The 15,259-nt window shown below is 57.9% G+C and carries 14 protein-coding genes and 2 riboswitches; of the genes, 12 read left to right on the top strand and 2 right to left on the bottom strand.

Annotation, left to right across the window (positions count from 1 at the left end):
- Positions 1-28: 28 nt before the first annotated feature.
- A riboswitch (cobalamin riboswitch) is annotated at positions 29-301 on the bottom strand.
- A gap of 506 nt (positions 302-807) precedes the next feature.
- The 4 genes from KCQ76_RS04030 (at position 808) to purT (ending at position 5,053) form a co-directional block, all read left to right on the top strand.
- Positions 808-1,497, top strand: coding sequence for a hypothetical protein (locus tag KCQ76_RS04030; protein WP_046203603.1), 690 nt, complete (start codon positions 808-810; stop codon positions 1,495-1,497).
- Positions 1,498-1,915: 418 nt separating this feature from the next.
- Positions 1,916-2,530, top strand: a complete 615-nt coding sequence (locus tag KCQ76_RS04025) for an energy-coupling factor transporter transmembrane component T family protein (RefSeq protein WP_052722144.1) — start codon at positions 1,916-1,918, stop codon at positions 2,528-2,530.
- 28 nt (positions 2,531-2,558) lie between these two features.
- Entirely contained in the window at positions 2,559-3,788 is a 1,230-nt protein-coding gene (locus KCQ76_RS04020) for an ATP-binding cassette domain-containing protein (RefSeq protein WP_046203554.1), read from the top strand.
- Positions 3,789-3,793: 5 nt separating this feature from the next.
- Entirely contained in the window at positions 3,794-5,053 is a 1,260-nt protein-coding gene (gene purT, locus KCQ76_RS04015) for a formate-dependent phosphoribosylglycinamide formyltransferase (protein ID WP_046203555.1), read from the top strand.
- Positions 5,054-5,059: 6 nt separating this feature from the next.
- Here purT and KCQ76_RS04010 read toward each other — a convergent pair whose 3' ends face one another.
- A complete protein-coding gene (locus KCQ76_RS04010) occupies positions 5,060-5,854 on the bottom strand; it encodes a 3-oxoacyl-ACP reductase (RefSeq protein ID WP_046203556.1) in 795 nt (264 codons plus the stop codon).
- 124 nt (positions 5,855-5,978) lie between these two features.
- Between KCQ76_RS04010 and KCQ76_RS04005 the strand changes: the two genes are divergently transcribed.
- On the top strand, positions 5,979-6,194 hold the full coding sequence (locus tag KCQ76_RS04005; RefSeq protein WP_012732327.1) for a hypothetical protein: 216 nt from the start codon (positions 5,979-5,981) through the stop codon (positions 6,192-6,194).
- Positions 6,195-6,228: 34 nt separating this feature from the next.
- Here KCQ76_RS04005 and KCQ76_RS04000 read toward each other — a convergent pair whose 3' ends face one another.
- The gene (locus KCQ76_RS04000) at positions 6,229-6,834 is read right to left on the bottom strand and encodes a hypothetical protein (RefSeq protein WP_046203557.1); all 606 of its coding nucleotides are present in this window, start codon (positions 6,832-6,834) and stop codon (positions 6,229-6,231) included.
- Positions 6,835-7,107: 273 nt separating this feature from the next.
- Positions 7,108-7,215: riboswitch (TPP riboswitch) on the top strand.
- Between KCQ76_RS04000 and thiO the strand changes: the two genes are divergently transcribed.
- The 7 genes from thiO to KCQ76_RS03965 all read left to right on the top strand — a co-directional run bounded on the left by thiO (position 7,207) and on the right by KCQ76_RS03965 (position 15,200).
- Positions 7,207-8,451 carry a glycine oxidase ThiO gene (thiO, locus tag KCQ76_RS03995; RefSeq protein WP_046203605.1) on the top strand — a complete coding sequence of 415 codons (1,245 nt, stop codon included), beginning with the start codon at positions 7,207-7,209 and terminating at the stop codon, positions 8,449-8,451. It overlaps the preceding riboswitch by 9 nt.
- A gap of 122 nt (positions 8,452-8,573) precedes the next feature.
- The gene (thiS, locus tag KCQ76_RS03990; protein ID WP_046203558.1) at positions 8,574-8,879 is read left to right on the top strand and encodes a sulfur carrier protein ThiS; all 306 of its coding nucleotides are present in this window, start codon (positions 8,574-8,576) and stop codon (positions 8,877-8,879) included.
- Positions 8,880-8,882: 3 nt separating this feature from the next.
- On the top strand, positions 8,883-9,755 hold the full coding sequence (locus tag KCQ76_RS03985) for a thiazole synthase (protein ID WP_102215060.1): 873 nt from the start codon (positions 8,883-8,885) through the stop codon (positions 9,753-9,755).
- Positions 9,742-11,082, top strand: a complete 1,341-nt coding sequence (locus tag KCQ76_RS03980) for a ThiF family adenylyltransferase (RefSeq protein ID WP_052722146.1) — start codon at positions 9,742-9,744, stop codon at positions 11,080-11,082. The genes KCQ76_RS03985 and KCQ76_RS03980 overlap by 14 nt, the downstream gene beginning before the upstream one ends.
- Positions 11,083-11,355: 273 nt before the next feature.
- A complete protein-coding gene (locus KCQ76_RS03975; RefSeq protein ID WP_231725317.1) occupies positions 11,356-12,699 on the top strand; it encodes an alpha-amylase family protein in 1,344 nt (447 codons plus the stop codon).
- 66 nt (positions 12,700-12,765) lie between these two features.
- Complete coding sequence (locus tag KCQ76_RS03970) at positions 12,766-13,509, top strand: ATP-binding cassette domain-containing protein (protein WP_235428803.1); 744 nt, start codon at positions 12,766-12,768, stop codon at positions 13,507-13,509.
- Positions 13,510-14,174: 665 nt separating this feature from the next.
- On the top strand, positions 14,175-15,200 hold the full coding sequence (locus KCQ76_RS03965; protein ID WP_146003181.1) for an ABC transporter permease: 1,026 nt from the start codon (positions 14,175-14,177) through the stop codon (positions 15,198-15,200).
- The last annotated feature ends 59 nt before the right edge of the window (positions 15,201-15,259 follow it).

The raw sequence follows: 15,259 nt of genomic DNA, 5'->3' as shown, positions 1-15,259 counted from the left end.
CTCGTCAGTGGTGGACACACGGGCCCGGCGGGCTCCGCGACGATAAGCAGGTATTCGGACTCGTGAGCACTCCGCTGGCGCGTGATTTGGTGCGCTGTTCCGGATGACCGTGGGGGGTGATCATCCGGCGGCGAAACCTGATTGACACTGCTTCCCAGTGCTCCTCCGGGTTGGGGGAGAGCCACCAGTGCATTATTGCGTCGTTTGGCTTTCTCACATACCGCTGCGGGACAGTTCCGGATTCTCACCGGATTCCCTGGTATTTCTGCTCCGCGAGAGGACCAAGGCTAGGACCAAGGCTAAGGCCGGCGGGCCAATCGCGTGGCAGAAAACTTATCGCATTACCTATCGTAAACGGTGGGGTGACGTGCCGTAGGTGGTGGCGCAGGGCGATATGATCGTGCGTCCCGCGTGTGGCCGTCGGCTACTCGTCGCCCATGGCCGAGTCCCGAGGTCAACACGGGCTTCCGGGGTCGGCGTTCCGATAGGTTAGAGTATTGACAGCTCGAGGTGACATAGAGCGTCTTATTAGTAGATCGCGCGGAAACGCGTGGAACACTGCCGAAAACGTGCTTAACCCATGGAAGTGCGTTTTGCCTGCACAGTTGCGCTGCGTTGTCGCGTACCGCACGTGCATAATCAGTCCGAGAATGTGCCGGATACGGAGAACCTATGAGCACCAACGGCCCCGTCGAGCCCACCACATCACCTGACCACACTGGCCACAAAGACCGAACAGCGTCGAATACACCTAACCGACGCATCGTCAATTCCGCGAATGTGTGCACCGCTATCGCGATTCTCATTATGGCGGGCACCTGGTTGACGCTGGTTCTGATGCAGCCGGACGATCCCTGGGAGTCGCTTGCTGATGGTAAGGGGTCGATCATCGCGCTGGCTGGTTTCGGTGTGAGTGCGCTGATCGCGCTGATCGGGATTGTGCCTAAGTTGCCGCCGCGGTCGCTGGCCCTGCTGCCTGCGGCGTTGGTCATCAACATTGTGGTCGGGCAGGTGATCGGGACGATGCCGTTGCCGGTTCCCCTGTATCTGGATTCCATTGGGACTGTGCTGATCGCCGCCCTCGCCGGTCCGCAGGCAGGTATGGCGACGGGGGTGCTGTCGGCCCTGATTTGGGGGACGTTCAACCCGACCGTCGTCCCATTCGCGGCGGATTACGCCATGATCGGTTTACTCGCGGGGCTGGTGCCGTGGACGAAACGATGGGTTCCGCCGATTGCCGGTGTGTTCGTTGGTTTATTGTCAGCATTGATGGCTGCGCCGGTGGCGTCGTTCATTTTCGGCGGAACGGCTGGCACGGGCACGGGCCTGTTGGTGACGGCGTATCGCGGGCTTGGTTTCAGCCCGATGACGGCAGTTTATTTGCAGTCACTGACGTCGGATCCGATCGACAAGGTGATCGTGTTTACGCTGGTGGCGGCGATTATTGCGGCTCTTCCGCTTCGAACCATTCGCTCATTTTCGACCAAGAAGTCGTAGGGTTTGGTGGCCCCTCCGACGGGAAATCCTGGCTTGGTAGCTCGGCGAAAAGGCCCTGGTGAATCTCGTGTGTGGTAGTGAGCCAGGGCGCCGATTGTGCGCCAGAGGTTCGTGCCGGAATTTTGCGGGGTATATTGACGCCTCCCACCAAAACTGCGGGGGAATATGGGGCTTTTTCGCCCAATTTTTGACCATATACCCCCGCACTTTTTCTGGCCTCCCATATACCCCCGCAGTTTTGGTGGTCCCGGGTTAGCGTTGCCGTCTAGCCTCGTAATTGCCGACGCCGTGGGGCCAGCACCCGAACATTTGCCAGCGAAAAGGGGGCCCAGCGCCCAACAAAACCTCCACGTCAACCCCAATCCGACCATCACCGCAACACCCTAAGGAGCCCAACATCCACCCGTACACACCGCTCGTGACTGCCGCGTGCCTAATGGTGAGCGTCACGGTGCTCAACGCGCCGTGGGCGTCGGCTATCGGCGTAGCTGTTGCCGTGGTGGCGTCGCTAATTATTCGGAATAAGGCAGCGACCTTAGCCGCCGTAACCATCATCATCCCAGCGTGTGTGTCATTTTCTCTGATGTACGGCCTTTTTGGTTCATGGTCGACGGCCGCCGCGCTGAGCCTGCGCTTCGCCGCGGTGGTGGGCTGCGGCGTGATGTTCGGTTCGCTAGTCAATCCGGATGCGCTCATGCGCGCCCTGCAAACGTGGCTGCCGGCGCCGATCGTGTATGTGGTGGGCTCGGTCGTTCGGCTGATCCCGTTGGCGACGTCGCGAATGAGAACCATCCAACAGATTCAGCGCTCGCGGGGCGTGAAGCCGCAACGGAGGAAACTGGTCATTCCGCTGGTTGTTGGCCTGGTGACGGATGCGGCGCAGCGCTCCCGGCCGTTATCGCGAACGGGAATTGCCCAGCCAGGGCAGAGGACCGTGCTGTACCCCGTCCGAGATCGCGCGTGGGAGCGTGTGGTCCGTTACGGGATGGTCGCGGTGATGTGCGCGGCCTGTGTGTGGGGAGTCGCGGGGTAGAGCAGGGTAGAGCGGGAGCAGGGTAGAGATGAAGAAGTTTGTGTGCGCCCCGAGCGGTTCGGGAATGAGCGAAGAGGCGTGGGCCCTCGCGGAGGAGTCAGGTGCCGCGTGGGTGGGTAATGATGCGGCGGCTCACATCACGTTGCTGCGGAGCACGGTGGAGCAAGAGCTTGCGTTCGGCATGGAGCAGATGGGCGTGCCCGTGGCGGACATGCGCTCGCGGATCCAGGATGTTGCTGGTCAATGGGGCTTGACGACGCTCCTTCAGCGCGACCCGTCGAAATTGTCGACGGGTCAGACGCGCCGGGTGGCGATCGCGTCCGCCCTTCTACGCAATCCTGACAATCTGGTGCTGGACTGCCCGCTGGATGGGTGTGACATGGATGCGACGCGAGCTTTGGTGCAGGTCGTGGACAGTTTTCCGGGCGACGTCACGATTTTTGATCGGACGTGGAACCACTTAGCTGATCTGTGCGACGTTGAATCGCGTTACCCCGAGGGCGTTGGGCTGAATCCTGTTGCGGGGGCGGAATATGATTCGCCGGTCGAATTGAGTCAGATTTCTGACGACGACTCCGCCGGTGGCTCCGACGCCGAATCCGCTGAGTCCGCATATGCTCCTTCGCCCGTTCCTGCCCCTGCGCCGGCCCTGGTGATCAACGACCTCTTGGTCGAGCGCCATGCTTTTACGCTGGGGCCCTTGTCGGCGGGCATTCCGCGTGGGATTACTCATATCGCGGGACCGAACGGCACGGGGAAGACCACGCTCCTTCTTGCTTTGGCGGACTTGATTAAGCACAGTGGCGGATCGCAGCAGGTTGTCGGCTCACCCCACCCCCTCAACTACGGTTGGGCCCCCACATCAATGGACACATCGTTTTCGGCGAAAACAGTAAAAGATGAAATCGCGATCGGCTCGACCCTCCGCAACGCCGACGCGCTCATCGAGTATTGCGGCTTGCAGGATGTCGCGGGCATCCACCCGCTGGACGTAGCGTCGTCGGCAAGAAGAATTGTGTCGGTGGCATGCGCGCTGGCCCGCGGCCCGGAGTTCCTTTTCCTGGACGAGCCCACGGTTGGCCTGGACGTTCACGGGTATCGCACCTTGGAGCGGATCATGCGCGGGTTCGTCGCCGGTGAGATTCATGATGTGCTGCGTGCCCACGGCGGCAGCACATTAGGCGAGCCTAAATCGGTGGTGTGGACGTGCCACAACGGGCCGTATTCCGAGCTTTCGGACTATCGGCTGGTACTCTGACCAGCGTGTACACACCAGATGCAATCGGAACGCCCTTATCCTCCAGCGCGACCAAGGTCATGTTGCTTGGTTCGGGGGAGTTGGGCAAAGAGGTCGCAATAGCTTTCCAGCGTTTGGGGGTGGAAGTTCACGCGGTCGATCGGTATGACGGCGCGCCTGCTCATCACGTGGCGCAGTTTCACTATGTCATCGACATGACGGACCCGGATGCCATTAAAAACCTTGTCGACGATGTCCGCCCGGATTTCATTGTGCCGGAGATTGAGGCGATCGCGACGGACGCGTTGCGCGATTTGGAGTCGGATTACACGGTGATTCCCACGGCCGAGGCGACGCGCGTCACGATGAATCGCGAGGAAGTTCGTCGGTTGGCGGGGGAAGATCTTGGCTTGCCGACGAGTGGCTACGCGTTCGCGTCGACCCGCGACGAGTTCGACGACGCCGTGGATGCCATGGGTTTCCCGTGCGTGGTGAAGCCGGTGATGAGCTCCTCTGGCAAGGGGCAGAGCGTGCTCAACGGTCCGGAGGACCTCGACGAGGCGTGGGATTACGCGATGAGCGGCGCCCGCGTGAACCAGGCGCGCGTGATCGTCGAGCAGTTTGTTGATTTCGATTATGAGATCACGCTTTTGACGGTGCGCGCGGTGGATCCCTCGACGGGGAAAGTGGCCACGTGGTTCTGTGAGCCGGTGGGGCATCGTCAGCATTCCGGCGATTATGTGGAGTCGTGGCAGCCCGCACCGATGAGCGACGCGGCCGCGGAGAATGCACGGTCCATTGCGGCGCGCGTGACCAACGCTCTTGGTGGGCGCGGCGTCTTCGGTGTCGAGCTGTTCGTCAAGGGCGATGATGTGTATTTCTCCGAGGTCAGCCCGCGCCCGCACGATACGGGCATGGTGACGATGGGGACTCAGCGCCTGTCCGAGTTTGAGCTGCACGCTCGCGCGATTTTGGGATTGCCTGTCGACGTCACGCTGGTGTCGCCCGGTGCGTCGGCCGTGATTTACGGTGGCGTGAGGGGCGACGGCGTGGCCTTCTCGGGTGTGAAGGAGGCCCTCGCTGTGCCGGAGACTGACCTGCGCCTATTTGGCAAGCCTGAGGCTTTCCCTCACCGACGTATGGGTGTTGTGACCGCGACTGCTGAGGATATTGAGACAGCGCGGTCACGGGCGACGCAGGCAGCATCCACGGTGCATCCTTTCGTGCCTGAAGTGGAAGACGGCAGGGATGATAGCCCGCGCGGGGCCGAGGACCGTGGGGAGTAGGCGGGCTTAGTCTTTGACGAGTCCGCCGTCGACGATGAGGTTTTGGCCTGTGATCGCCCGAGCCCACGGCGAGGCGAAGAAGAGTACGGCGTCGGCAAGCTCCTCCGGGGTTGTTACGGACTGTAGCGGCGTAGTTGCTGCGATTGCGTCGAAGACTTTCTCGGGTGTCGCGGCGCTGGCATCGGTGGTGCGTAGAAGCCCGCCACTAACCATGTTGACGGTAATTCCCAGAGGGCCGAGGTCGCTTGAGAAAGTCCGAGTAAGTGACAGCAGGGCGGCCTTGGCAGCTGTGTAATCGTGATAGGGCACGACGGGGTTCTGGAAAAGATTAGTTCCTATGTTGACGACGCGACCACAGTGGGCTTGTTCGAAACTGGGTAGCGCGGCTTGGATGACGTTGATTGCTCCCTGGACTGCACTTGAAAATTGCGATTGAAATGACTCGTAGTTTATTTGGTCAGCTTTTGGCCGGGCTTCTCCGTTGAATGAGAAGCTCGTGAGTGCATTATTGACCACGGTACTTATTGGTTGTCCGAATTTTTGGTGCGCTGTAGTAAAGATGGTATTCATGTCATCTCTTTCACGCACATCACCGTGTATTGCGAGGACACGATCGGGATGGGTTGCTTCGATGTCGTATGCAGCGGCTTTGCTGGAAAAATAATTAACGACAACGCGGGCGCCTTCGCGGAGGAACGCTTCGGTAATTGCTCGTCCGAGTCCTCTAGCACCGCCGGTGACCAAAACGACCTGCTCAGAGAGGGGAGGGGAGGTTCGGTTGGACGATGAGGGTGTCGCCATGATGTGTCCCTTCGTAGGCGCCGGTATTTCTTCTAGAGAAACGTCCTTCTGCCCTGAATCCTATTGTCACGATAAATCTATGTCTATAGGGTGGACCTAACGTAAATAACAAGGAGGGATTCCGGTGGGCGAGAAACTTCGGCAGTTCTTTGGTGTCCCCAGTTTGAGTGCGTTTTTTACCATCATTATTGGGTGCGTGGCGGTGGCGGTCTTCATGACCACGGCCATGGCGGATCAAAGTCCGGTTCTTAGGGTCATAGTTTTCGTGGCTCTTATTTTTGTGATTCGGGGTGTGGGGGCGCTAGTCCGCTATTTCCAGAAAAATCGAGAGCAACGGTAACGATTGTTACCCCACTAGGGTTGCTCCACCAGTGTTAGTCCACCAGGATTTTGCATTCCTGAGATTCCCCATTTTTGTGCTCAATTTTTACGCCGATATAGCTGATATCGGCATTGGCAACTCCGGTGGCGAAAAGTGGCCCCTCACCCGTTTTACCTGCTGAGAAGCCACTGCCCACGTCTTCCATATTATTTCCGTTAATGTCGTAAAACTTCATCGCCACCTGATCATCGGGGAGGCCGTGGTAGTGCGTCTCCGCTGTGTTTTTCTCGTGATTGATATCGATGACGTCGGGGTTACACGTCCCATCACTATTAACAAAATGCTCGGTGGAGGAGTGCGTAGAATTCGGAGGTGCAGTGCTCGAGCTATCAGAATGTGACACTTCGCTAGACGATTGCCCTGCGCTTGTTGCTGGAATAGCGCTTTCTGCATTCTCTGTATGTGGTGAATCTGACGACGAAGAGCATCCGGCGAGCATAGTTGCAGCGGCAACAGTGACGAATAAAGAAGCTACTGCGCCACGTTGACGCGAAGAAAATTTCTTTACGTACATCATTTCATCACCATGCTCACGTTGACTGATATTGCGACGTGTTTTCTTCAGCCCCGCCGAAAAGCCCGCCGAAAGCTCCACCATCAAACCGGAGCGTTATCGAAAGATAAGAAATGAGTAGGTTCGGCTACATCCAAGACTACCCAGATTTGCTTCATTATTCTGATAAGCATTGTGCAGGTTATGTACTCCCGACCGGAAAACACCAATCAGGTTATGATCGCCACCCCCGAACCGGCGATTCTCATCTACAAACTCACGATGTCCCACCGGGGAATATAATCGAGTCACGTGGATGCTCAAGCAGTATCCGCCGAAAACACATGGACACTAACCATAGAAAACTTAACATCGACATCGTCGACCTACGGGAGCCCAGTGATGTGGGCTGAGAGGGCGGGCATCGCCGCCGACCGTAAACCTGATGCGGATAATGCCGCCGGAGGGAAGGAGCCTATGTCCCGGCACATCACTATTATCGGCGCTGGTCTTGTGGGGCTGGCCACCGCGTTTGAACTGACTGAACTCGATCCGGAGTGCTCGGTATCGATTCTCGATCCTGCTCCGCTGTCGGGGGCGAGCCACCACGCCGCGGGCATGTTAGCCCCGGCCGCAGAGATGCAGTATCAGCAGGATGCGTTGGTGCCCCTTATGCGTCAATCCGCGCTGTGGTATCCGAGTTTCGTCCGACGTGTCGCCCTCGCAGCTCATTCCGACCCCGACGATCCTCACATGACTGGTTTTCGCCGCGACGGAACCTACGTCGTCGCCGCCGATTCTGCCGATCGGGTGCATCTCGCCGAGACGCGAGATTTCCAGGAATCGTTTGGAATGGAGGCCACCCAGGTGACGGTTCGTCAGCTGCGGAAATCTGAGCCGGCGCTCAGCCCGAACCTGTCCGGTGCCGTGCATATCCCGGGCGATCACCAAATCGATCCACGTGTCTTCGGTGACCTTATTATCGGTGCGTTGAAGAATCGTGGCGTGGAGATCGTGAAGAGATCGGCCACTCCTTTCGACGTGAATCCCGACGACGTCACCATCGTCGCCAATGGACTCGGCGCGTCCGAGTTCCTTCCGTATTTACAGCTCCGCCCAGTGTGGGGCGACGTTCTCCGTTTGCGCGTGCCGGCGGAACTCGACCCGCTGGTCACGTCGGTAATTCGGGGATTTGTCCGGGATCGGCCGGTGTACGTGGTGCCGCGCATCGATGGCGGTTTGGTATTGGGGGCCACGAGCCGGGAGGACGGCCGCGGTCAGCCGCTGGTGGGTGGCGCGCTGGACCTCATGCGCGATGCTGACACTATCTGCCCGGGGATTCGCGAATGCACGATCGAGGAGATCACGGCGGGTGCTCGGCCGGGCACGCCGGATGACCTGCCTTATATTGGCATCGACGACGGTACCGGCGCTGTTGTTTCCACGGGCTATTTCCGCCACGGCATTCTGTTGACTGCGCTGGGCGCCCGGGTGGGGGCGGCGCTTGCCATTGCTGGCAGGGAAACGGCTGCTAGTGAGTCCGGTGCCGTGGATGGGCAAGCCTTAGTGGCAGCTGCGGATTCGATGACGGACGAATACGGCTCCTTAGAAAAGCGCTTAGCAGACGGTGACGAACTCCTCACCAGGGCGGATGATGACGATACTCCGGAACTGACCTTGAACGACATTCTTGCTGCTACGGATATTCATCGTGATTTGTAGGAACATTGCGTAGGAAAATTACGCACGTCACGCAGCGTCGAGCGCAGTGAACTCAGCCCGCCAACCAGACACCACAGGTCATGAACGAAGTCGAACAAACCAGAGGAACCCCAGAGGAAATAATGACAGACACCTCCAGTCCAACGATCACCATCGAACTGAACGGCACATCGCACCGGGCGACAAGCGGTCTCACTGTCCGGTCGCTCGTGAAAGCCGTGTCACAGGACGGCGATAACGCCGACCTCACTGCTCTCGCCAACACCGCGAAACACTCGCCCACCAGCAATGACGCCGCTAGCGATGATGATTTCGACGGTTATGCCGTCGCCATTAATGACGAGATCGTTCCGAAATCCACTTGGCAGACCGTCACCATTAGCGACGGCGATCGCATCGAACTTCTCACCGCTGTTCAAGGAGGTTAGGCAATGACACACAACGCAACCAGGGACGATGATCCTACGAACATCACACCGACGGATGTAGACGACGCCCCATCCCCCGACGCCCACGTAGGCGACCCCGATCACTGGACACTGGCCGATCGGGACCTCACCTCGCGACTGTTCCTCGGCACGGGCGGAATGACGTCGCTGGATATCATGGAAAAAGCGCTGGTGGCGTCGGAAAGCAACGTGGCGACGGTCGCGATGCGTCGGCACCAAGCAGGAAAAGCGGACGTTTTCGGGATGCTTCGCCGGCACAATGTCCACATCCTGCCCAACACGGCCGGCTGCAAAACGGCGCGAGACGCCGTGCTGACCGCGAAAATGGCGCGGGAAGCGCTGGATACGGACTGGATCAAGCTCGAGGTTGTCGCCGATGACGACACTCTTCTGCCTGATGCTGTCGAACTTGTCGACGCCGCAGAACAGCTGGTTAACGACGGATTCCACGTGCTGTCGTACACGAACGACGACCCCATTGTTGCGCGCCGGCTGGTGAACGCGGGGGTGGACGCCGTGATGCCTGGTGGCTCGCCGATTGGCACGGGCCTGGGGATTCTCAACCCGCACAACATCGAAATGATTGTGAAAGAAGCCGGCGATATCCCGGTGGTGTTGGATGCAGGTGTGGGGACGGCGTCGGAGGCGGCGCTGGCCATGGAGCTGGGATGCTCCGCCGTGCTGGTGGCCAGTTCCGTCACGCGCAGCCACGATCCGGAAGCGATGGCGAAGGCGATGGCTAGCGGTGTTCGCGCTGGTTATTGGGCGCATCAGGCGGGGAGGATTCCGAAGCGGCATCACGCGGTGGCGTCCTCGCCGCTGGAGGGGAGGGCGTGGGCCGATGCCGTCATCTAGTACGGGCCCAGCTAGCTCCAGTCCGTCCCACGATGGGCCGTCTAGCTCCGGTGCCGAGCTGCCCCGACTAATTCCCGACGAACGACTCACGCCTCTCCCGCATAATGAACGCGTCCGTACCGCACGTCATCTGGCACTCTTCGATGAAGCCGTCCAGCAGCGCTTCGCCGCCGCGCGCGTGTGCGTGATCGGCGCAGGTGGATTGGGGTCTCCGCTGCTGTACGCGCTGGCAGCGGCGGGCGTCGGCACGAATGGGCATATCACCGTCTGCGATGATGACGTCGTTGACCTTACTAACCTTCAGCGGCAAACACTTTTCGGTGTCGACGACGTGGGACGCCCGAAAGCCGACGTTGCCCGCGAACGCATGCACGCGCTCAACCCCTCCATGAGCATTCGCACGGAAGGGCGGTTCGGCCCCGATAACGCGGAGCAGTTGTGCCGCGAGCACGACCTCCTGATCGACGGCAGCGACAACTTCGCCACCCGATTCGTGGTGGCCGACGCGGCGGAAATGACGGAAACGCCGCTGGTCTGGGGTGCTGTTCTGCGCTACGAGGGACAGGTCTCGGTGTTCTGGGCTCCTCACGGCCCCGGACTTCGCGATCTTTTCGACGGCCCGCCGACGAAACCGGTGCTGACCTGTGCGGAAGCAGGCGTTTTGGGTGCGACGACGGCCGTGATCGGCAACCTCATGGCCACCGAGGCGCTGAAGGTCCTGGGCGGTATCGGTGAGCCCCTCGTGGGGAGAGTTTTGACGTATAACGCCACGTCAGCGTCGACGCGCACGCTGCGGTTGCGTCGTGATCCGTCGCGTGAACCGGCGACGAGGATTCGTCGCACGGCTGCGTCATCTAACCAAGGGGCGGCGTGTGAAGTGGCAACCCGAAATCCCTTGGTAGAAGGCTCGGTAGAAGGAGAGCATCGGAACCGTCGTGACCAACCCCAGGATCAGCCCGACGCCCCTGGGGACATCGCACCGTCGGATCTTCCCGGTTTTCTTGCCGACGACACCCACGTGCTCCTGGACGTTCGCGAAGCTCACGAGCGTTTAATTGAGCGCATCACGCTGGATGGTGACGTCGAATCGGGTGGTACTGCGCCCGCTGATGTCAACCCTCGCGATATCCATGTTCCCCTGGGTGTAGTGAAAGCCGATGCGGCGTCGGTGCGTATTCCTATTCCTGAATCAGCGACGGCGGTGGCCGTGTACTGCGCCCGTGGGGCACGTAGTCAGCAAGCGGCCGACATTCTGCGGGAAACGCTGAGTATTCCGGTGTATTCACTGGCCGGAGGTATCACAGCAATGAAAGCGGTAGCGAAATAGGTTGCGACACCGCGCGTCAATCGTCGTCAAAGCTTGCGTCAATCGTCGTCGATGGGGATGACAAGTGGTGATAAGCCAAGGGACGACAAGTGAGCATTAAGCGCCGAAGTATGTCCGGTATCTGACGTAAGCTCGAAGAGTAGTGGGACGTAGGGTCGGCACCCCGTCCGCACTCGTTGGTAATGCAGTCGGATAGGCAGGCAGGGCTCGATGGACACGCTTGATTACGCGCTTTGGTGGCAGATCTACCCCCTCGGAGCGTGCGGAACGGACATGTTCAGCCCCCAATCCGACGGAGAAACACCGGACAACGAACGGTCCGACGCGCCGACGCCCGACCACGCTCCATCCGCGGCCAACTCCGAGCACAACGTCGATAAGCCTGGAAAATTACGGCGACTAGAAGCCTGGCTGGATTATGCCATTGAGCTGGGCTGTTCGGGGATCTTGCTCGGGCCTATTTTCGAGTCGACGGCGCACGGATATGACACCACGAATCACCTGCGGATCGACCCACGGTTAGGTTCGCTGGACGATTTTGACCACCTGATGGGGGAGTGCTCGAAGCGCGGCCTCAAGGTGATGCTGGATGGTGTGTTTAACCACGTGGGGACGCATCATCCGCTGGTGGCCGAGTCGATTGAGCGCGCGCGTGCGGGGGCCGAGCAGACTCCGGTGAAAACGCACACGCACGACGGGGAGATCGTGTCGGTCCCGTGGGAGGGGAACCTTGACCTGGCTGAGCTGGACCATTCCGACCCGCGCGTAGCCGACATGGTCGTGGAGATCATGGAGTATTGGTTGGATCGCGGGATCACCGGGTGGCGGCTTGATGCCGCGTACTCTGTGCCCACCGAATTTTGGCGGACCGTTATCGACCGCGTGCGCGCCCACTATCCCGATGCCGTGTTCCTCGGTGAAATCATCCACGGCGAGGAACAGGGCGGGTACATCGAGTTCGCCGCTCAGTCCCACATGGATTCGATCACACAATATGAGGTGTGGCAGGCCATCTGGAGCAGCATTAAAAACGCGAACATGTGGGAGCTGGACCACGCGCTTGGCCGCCACCAGACCTTTGTGGAGCAGGGCGCAGCCGTCGCTAATAATCAGCCCGACAAGCGGCCGATCCTTCCGTTGACGTTCATTGGCAACCACGATGTATCGCGCATTGCTTCGGTGGTGGGGGATAACGGCGCGGTGCTCGCTGCCGTCGCGCAGTTGACGCTGCCCGGTATGCCAAGCATTTATTACGGCGATGAGCAGGGCTTGCGGGGTGAAAAGCAGGATGGCTTGTATGCCGACGCCGACATTCGACCGCCCCTGCCGGCTTCCCCAGCAGATTTATTGCCGACGGGGGAATGGCTGCATGAGATTTATCAGCGGTTAATTGGGATTCGTCGGGACCATCCGTGGATTGCACATGGCGACCTTGAAGTGGAAAACGTTGAAGATCACACGATCACATTTGCTGTGACGGGGCAGCCGGAGGGTGACCAGACGCCGGAGCGCCAAGAGCCGGAGCATCAGACGTTGCGGACGATGATTAGCCGGGACCCGGATCGTGCAGTGGTAACCGTCGATGACGAGCAGGTTTTTTATTGGGAGCAGCAGTAAGAGCTGCGTTCCAATGTTAGGCTTCCGAAGCGAAATATAAACCTCTATTTTAACTATAACCATTTTTTGAAGGACGGCCTGGCTAAAATAGCTGAGGAGGAAATCTGGTTGAAACTTACAACTGATCAATTAACTGTGAAATACGGTTCGCATATCGCGGTTGATCACATCAGCTTAAATGTCGATACCGGATTTCATGCTTTACTCGGCCCCAACGGCGCAGGGAAATCATCTCTGCTCAGGGCAATAGCTGGGCTTACTCAACCGAGCAGCGGCAGCGTGTATATAGATGGCCGGGTAAATGACCCGCGTAGTGGTTTGGTCGGCTACCTCCCTCAGGACAATCTCGAAAAATCACGCTTTACCGTGCGGGAACACCTTGCGTACATGTGCTGGCTGAGGAAAGTCTCACAGCATAAGGTCCCCCATGAGGTCGATAGGCTGATAGAACTCGCAGGTCTGTCGGATAAAGCCGATTCACTCATCAAGCATTTGTCTGGTGGTATGCGACGAAGGGTTGGAATATCATCCGCTCTCGTTTCATCGCCACCGGTAATCCTGCTCGACGAACCAACGGCAGGTCTGGATTTATCGCAACGGGCGGCGTGCAAGAGAATACTTCATCACTCGTCGGAGTCCTCTACAGTAATTATTTCGACACACATAGTCGAAGACGTCATTGAAAATGCAGACACCCTGACGATTATGAAAAACGGGGTAAAAGAATACTCGGGGCCATGGGAAAAATTCGGAGCAGGAAGAGACATCAACAAACTCAACACGATGTATCTAGATCTGCTGGAATCATGAATTCCGGAACAGGTCTGTGGCTACGTCATAATAGAGTTCATTACTTCTTTCTGACGTCCCTTATACTTTCGCTTCTTGTAAAAACTGCCACGTGGATATTGCTAGAGCAGAACGGGAATTCTGTCGACATCGACACTGTGTGGGTTTCTGCTCTGACATCGATTCCACTCCTTTTTATATTCACTCATGAGGATGACTTTGATCGTGTCTCCCCGCGGCCCATTCGAAATAGACGGCTAATACTCCTGGCCCTAGTAACCGTATGGGCTGCTCTAGTAGGGTTGCTGTGTTTTTGGGGAGATTTCTCAGACTATGGCTCTCTTACGGTCATAAGGAACGACATCGGCCTTATTGGCCTGGGGTTAGTATCCACCTACGTCCTGAAAAAGACGTTTATCTGGGTACTTCCAGTATCCGCGGTTCTTGGGTCTCTCACGTTTAGTTGGCCATTAGAGCCGTCTATCGGGCACGGTCTCTGGGGTGCTCTACGTGCACCGTGCAGTTTTGTTATGCCTGGTGGACAGCCGAACCTCAGTGCGCTACTTGTTATCGTGATATGGGCCCTGGGGTCTGTTATCTATGTTCAAGGATGGTCGAAGAGGCGAAAAGACAAGGAATCTCGTTCCCTAACGGGTTTCCGCAGCACCAAGAATTACTCCTCGATAGTGCTGAAAGGAAAACTGAGAGCGTCATACGCAATTCCGATTGCGCTGATTCTCATCGTCTTCTCGATCGTGGCTCCTCTGGCGAGTGCATCGTCTTGGCTGGCTAGTCCACAAATTTTGATGGTGCAAGAGCTAACCGTCTTAATACTCTTTTTCTCTCCGGCGACTCTATGCGCCGGTGTGATATCTAGTCAGGCACGGTGGCGAAGTGGAACGGCCGACTGGGAGGATACGTCCCCCAGAAGTCGTATAGAGAGACTAGCTAGCGCTTTTCGCATATCCGCGTTAAGCACGTTTATTCCCCTCGTCATTCTGGTATTAGTGCTGATCGCGATCTCTTTTATTGGCGCTACTCTATCCGGGGTTTCCTATAGCGTTACTTTTAGGCAACTCTGGGCGGGTACCCCAACCTTCTTGATGATTGTTGGGTTCTTACTGGTGTCCTGCGTGATTGGCACCGTTCTAGGCTCTCTGTTCAGAGGCATCTGGATTGCACCACTGTGTTTATTCCTTGGTGTGGTGTTCTTTATATCAGTTCCTGTGGGCTCTTCCACGAGCGTCGATCGTGCTTGGGATGAAGAATATGGTTTTTCATCGTGTTCAACATCCGAAAAATTCGCGATTGAAGTGTGTGGTTCGGCCCCAAATTCCGGTTACCTTAAGCCCATGGCGGCAACTCTGGATGATAGATACCAAGAAACGTCATACCGGGACGATCTTCCTCGTAAATTTGTAATGGTGAACTCCGTGTTCGATGTGAAACACGATGATGTTTTATCTGTGGGCTTACAGGACCAACGTCATGTAGTAGCACCTCGTTCACTTGACAAGGAAAAAATATTCAGGGATATCAATCAGTCGCTGTCATACATTTATTTGGGCAGTTCTTCCCATAATGGGCAGCGAGCGAATTTTGACACTGATCAGGTGCTCTCTGCTTTCCGCCCGAATAACGGGCCCACCGATAATGAAGTCATTTCACAAATAGATGCGATGAAACAACGCCTGGACAATGACGGCCAATGACCAGTTCCGACGAGGGGCGCAACTAGGGGTCTAAAACACCTCGGTAGCTAAATCGTCCC

The organism is Corynebacterium parakroppenstedtii (assembly GCF_019754935.1).
GTDB classification, from domain to species: domain Bacteria; phylum Actinomycetota; class Actinomycetes; order Mycobacteriales; family Mycobacteriaceae; genus Corynebacterium; species Corynebacterium parakroppenstedtii.
This window is presented reverse-complemented; position numbering and strand designations above follow the sequence as displayed.

Excerpts from the sequence above, each read along its gene's own strand:
- KCQ76_RS04020 (WP_046203554.1), top strand. The coding sequence starts at position 2,559 with ATGAAGAAGTTTGTGTGCGCCCCGAGCGGTTCGGGAATGAGCGAAGAG.
- KCQ76_RS04000 (WP_046203557.1), bottom strand. The coding sequence starts at position 6,834 with ATGGTGGAGCTTTCGGCGGGCTTTTCGGCGGGGCTGAAGAAAACACGT.
- KCQ76_RS03975 (WP_231725317.1), top strand. The coding sequence starts at position 11,356 with ATGTTCAGCCCCCAATCCGACGGAGAAACACCGGACAACGAACGGTCC.
- thiO (WP_046203605.1), top strand. The coding sequence starts at position 7,207 with ATGTCCCGGCACATCACTATTATCGGCGCTGGTCTTGTGGGGCTGGCC.
- KCQ76_RS04030 (WP_046203603.1), top strand. The coding sequence starts at position 808 with ATGGCGGGCACCTGGTTGACGCTGGTTCTGATGCAGCCGGACGATCCC.
- KCQ76_RS03985 (WP_102215060.1), top strand. The coding sequence starts at position 8,883 with ATGACACACAACGCAACCAGGGACGATGATCCTACGAACATCACACCG.
- thiS (WP_046203558.1), top strand. The coding sequence starts at position 8,574 with ATGACAGACACCTCCAGTCCAACGATCACCATCGAACTGAACGGCACA.
- KCQ76_RS03980 (WP_052722146.1), top strand. The coding sequence starts at position 9,742 with ATGCCGTCATCTAGTACGGGCCCAGCTAGCTCCAGTCCGTCCCACGAT.
- KCQ76_RS04010 (WP_046203556.1), bottom strand. The coding sequence starts at position 5,854 with ATGGCGACACCCTCATCGTCCAACCGAACCTCCCCTCCCCTCTCTGAG.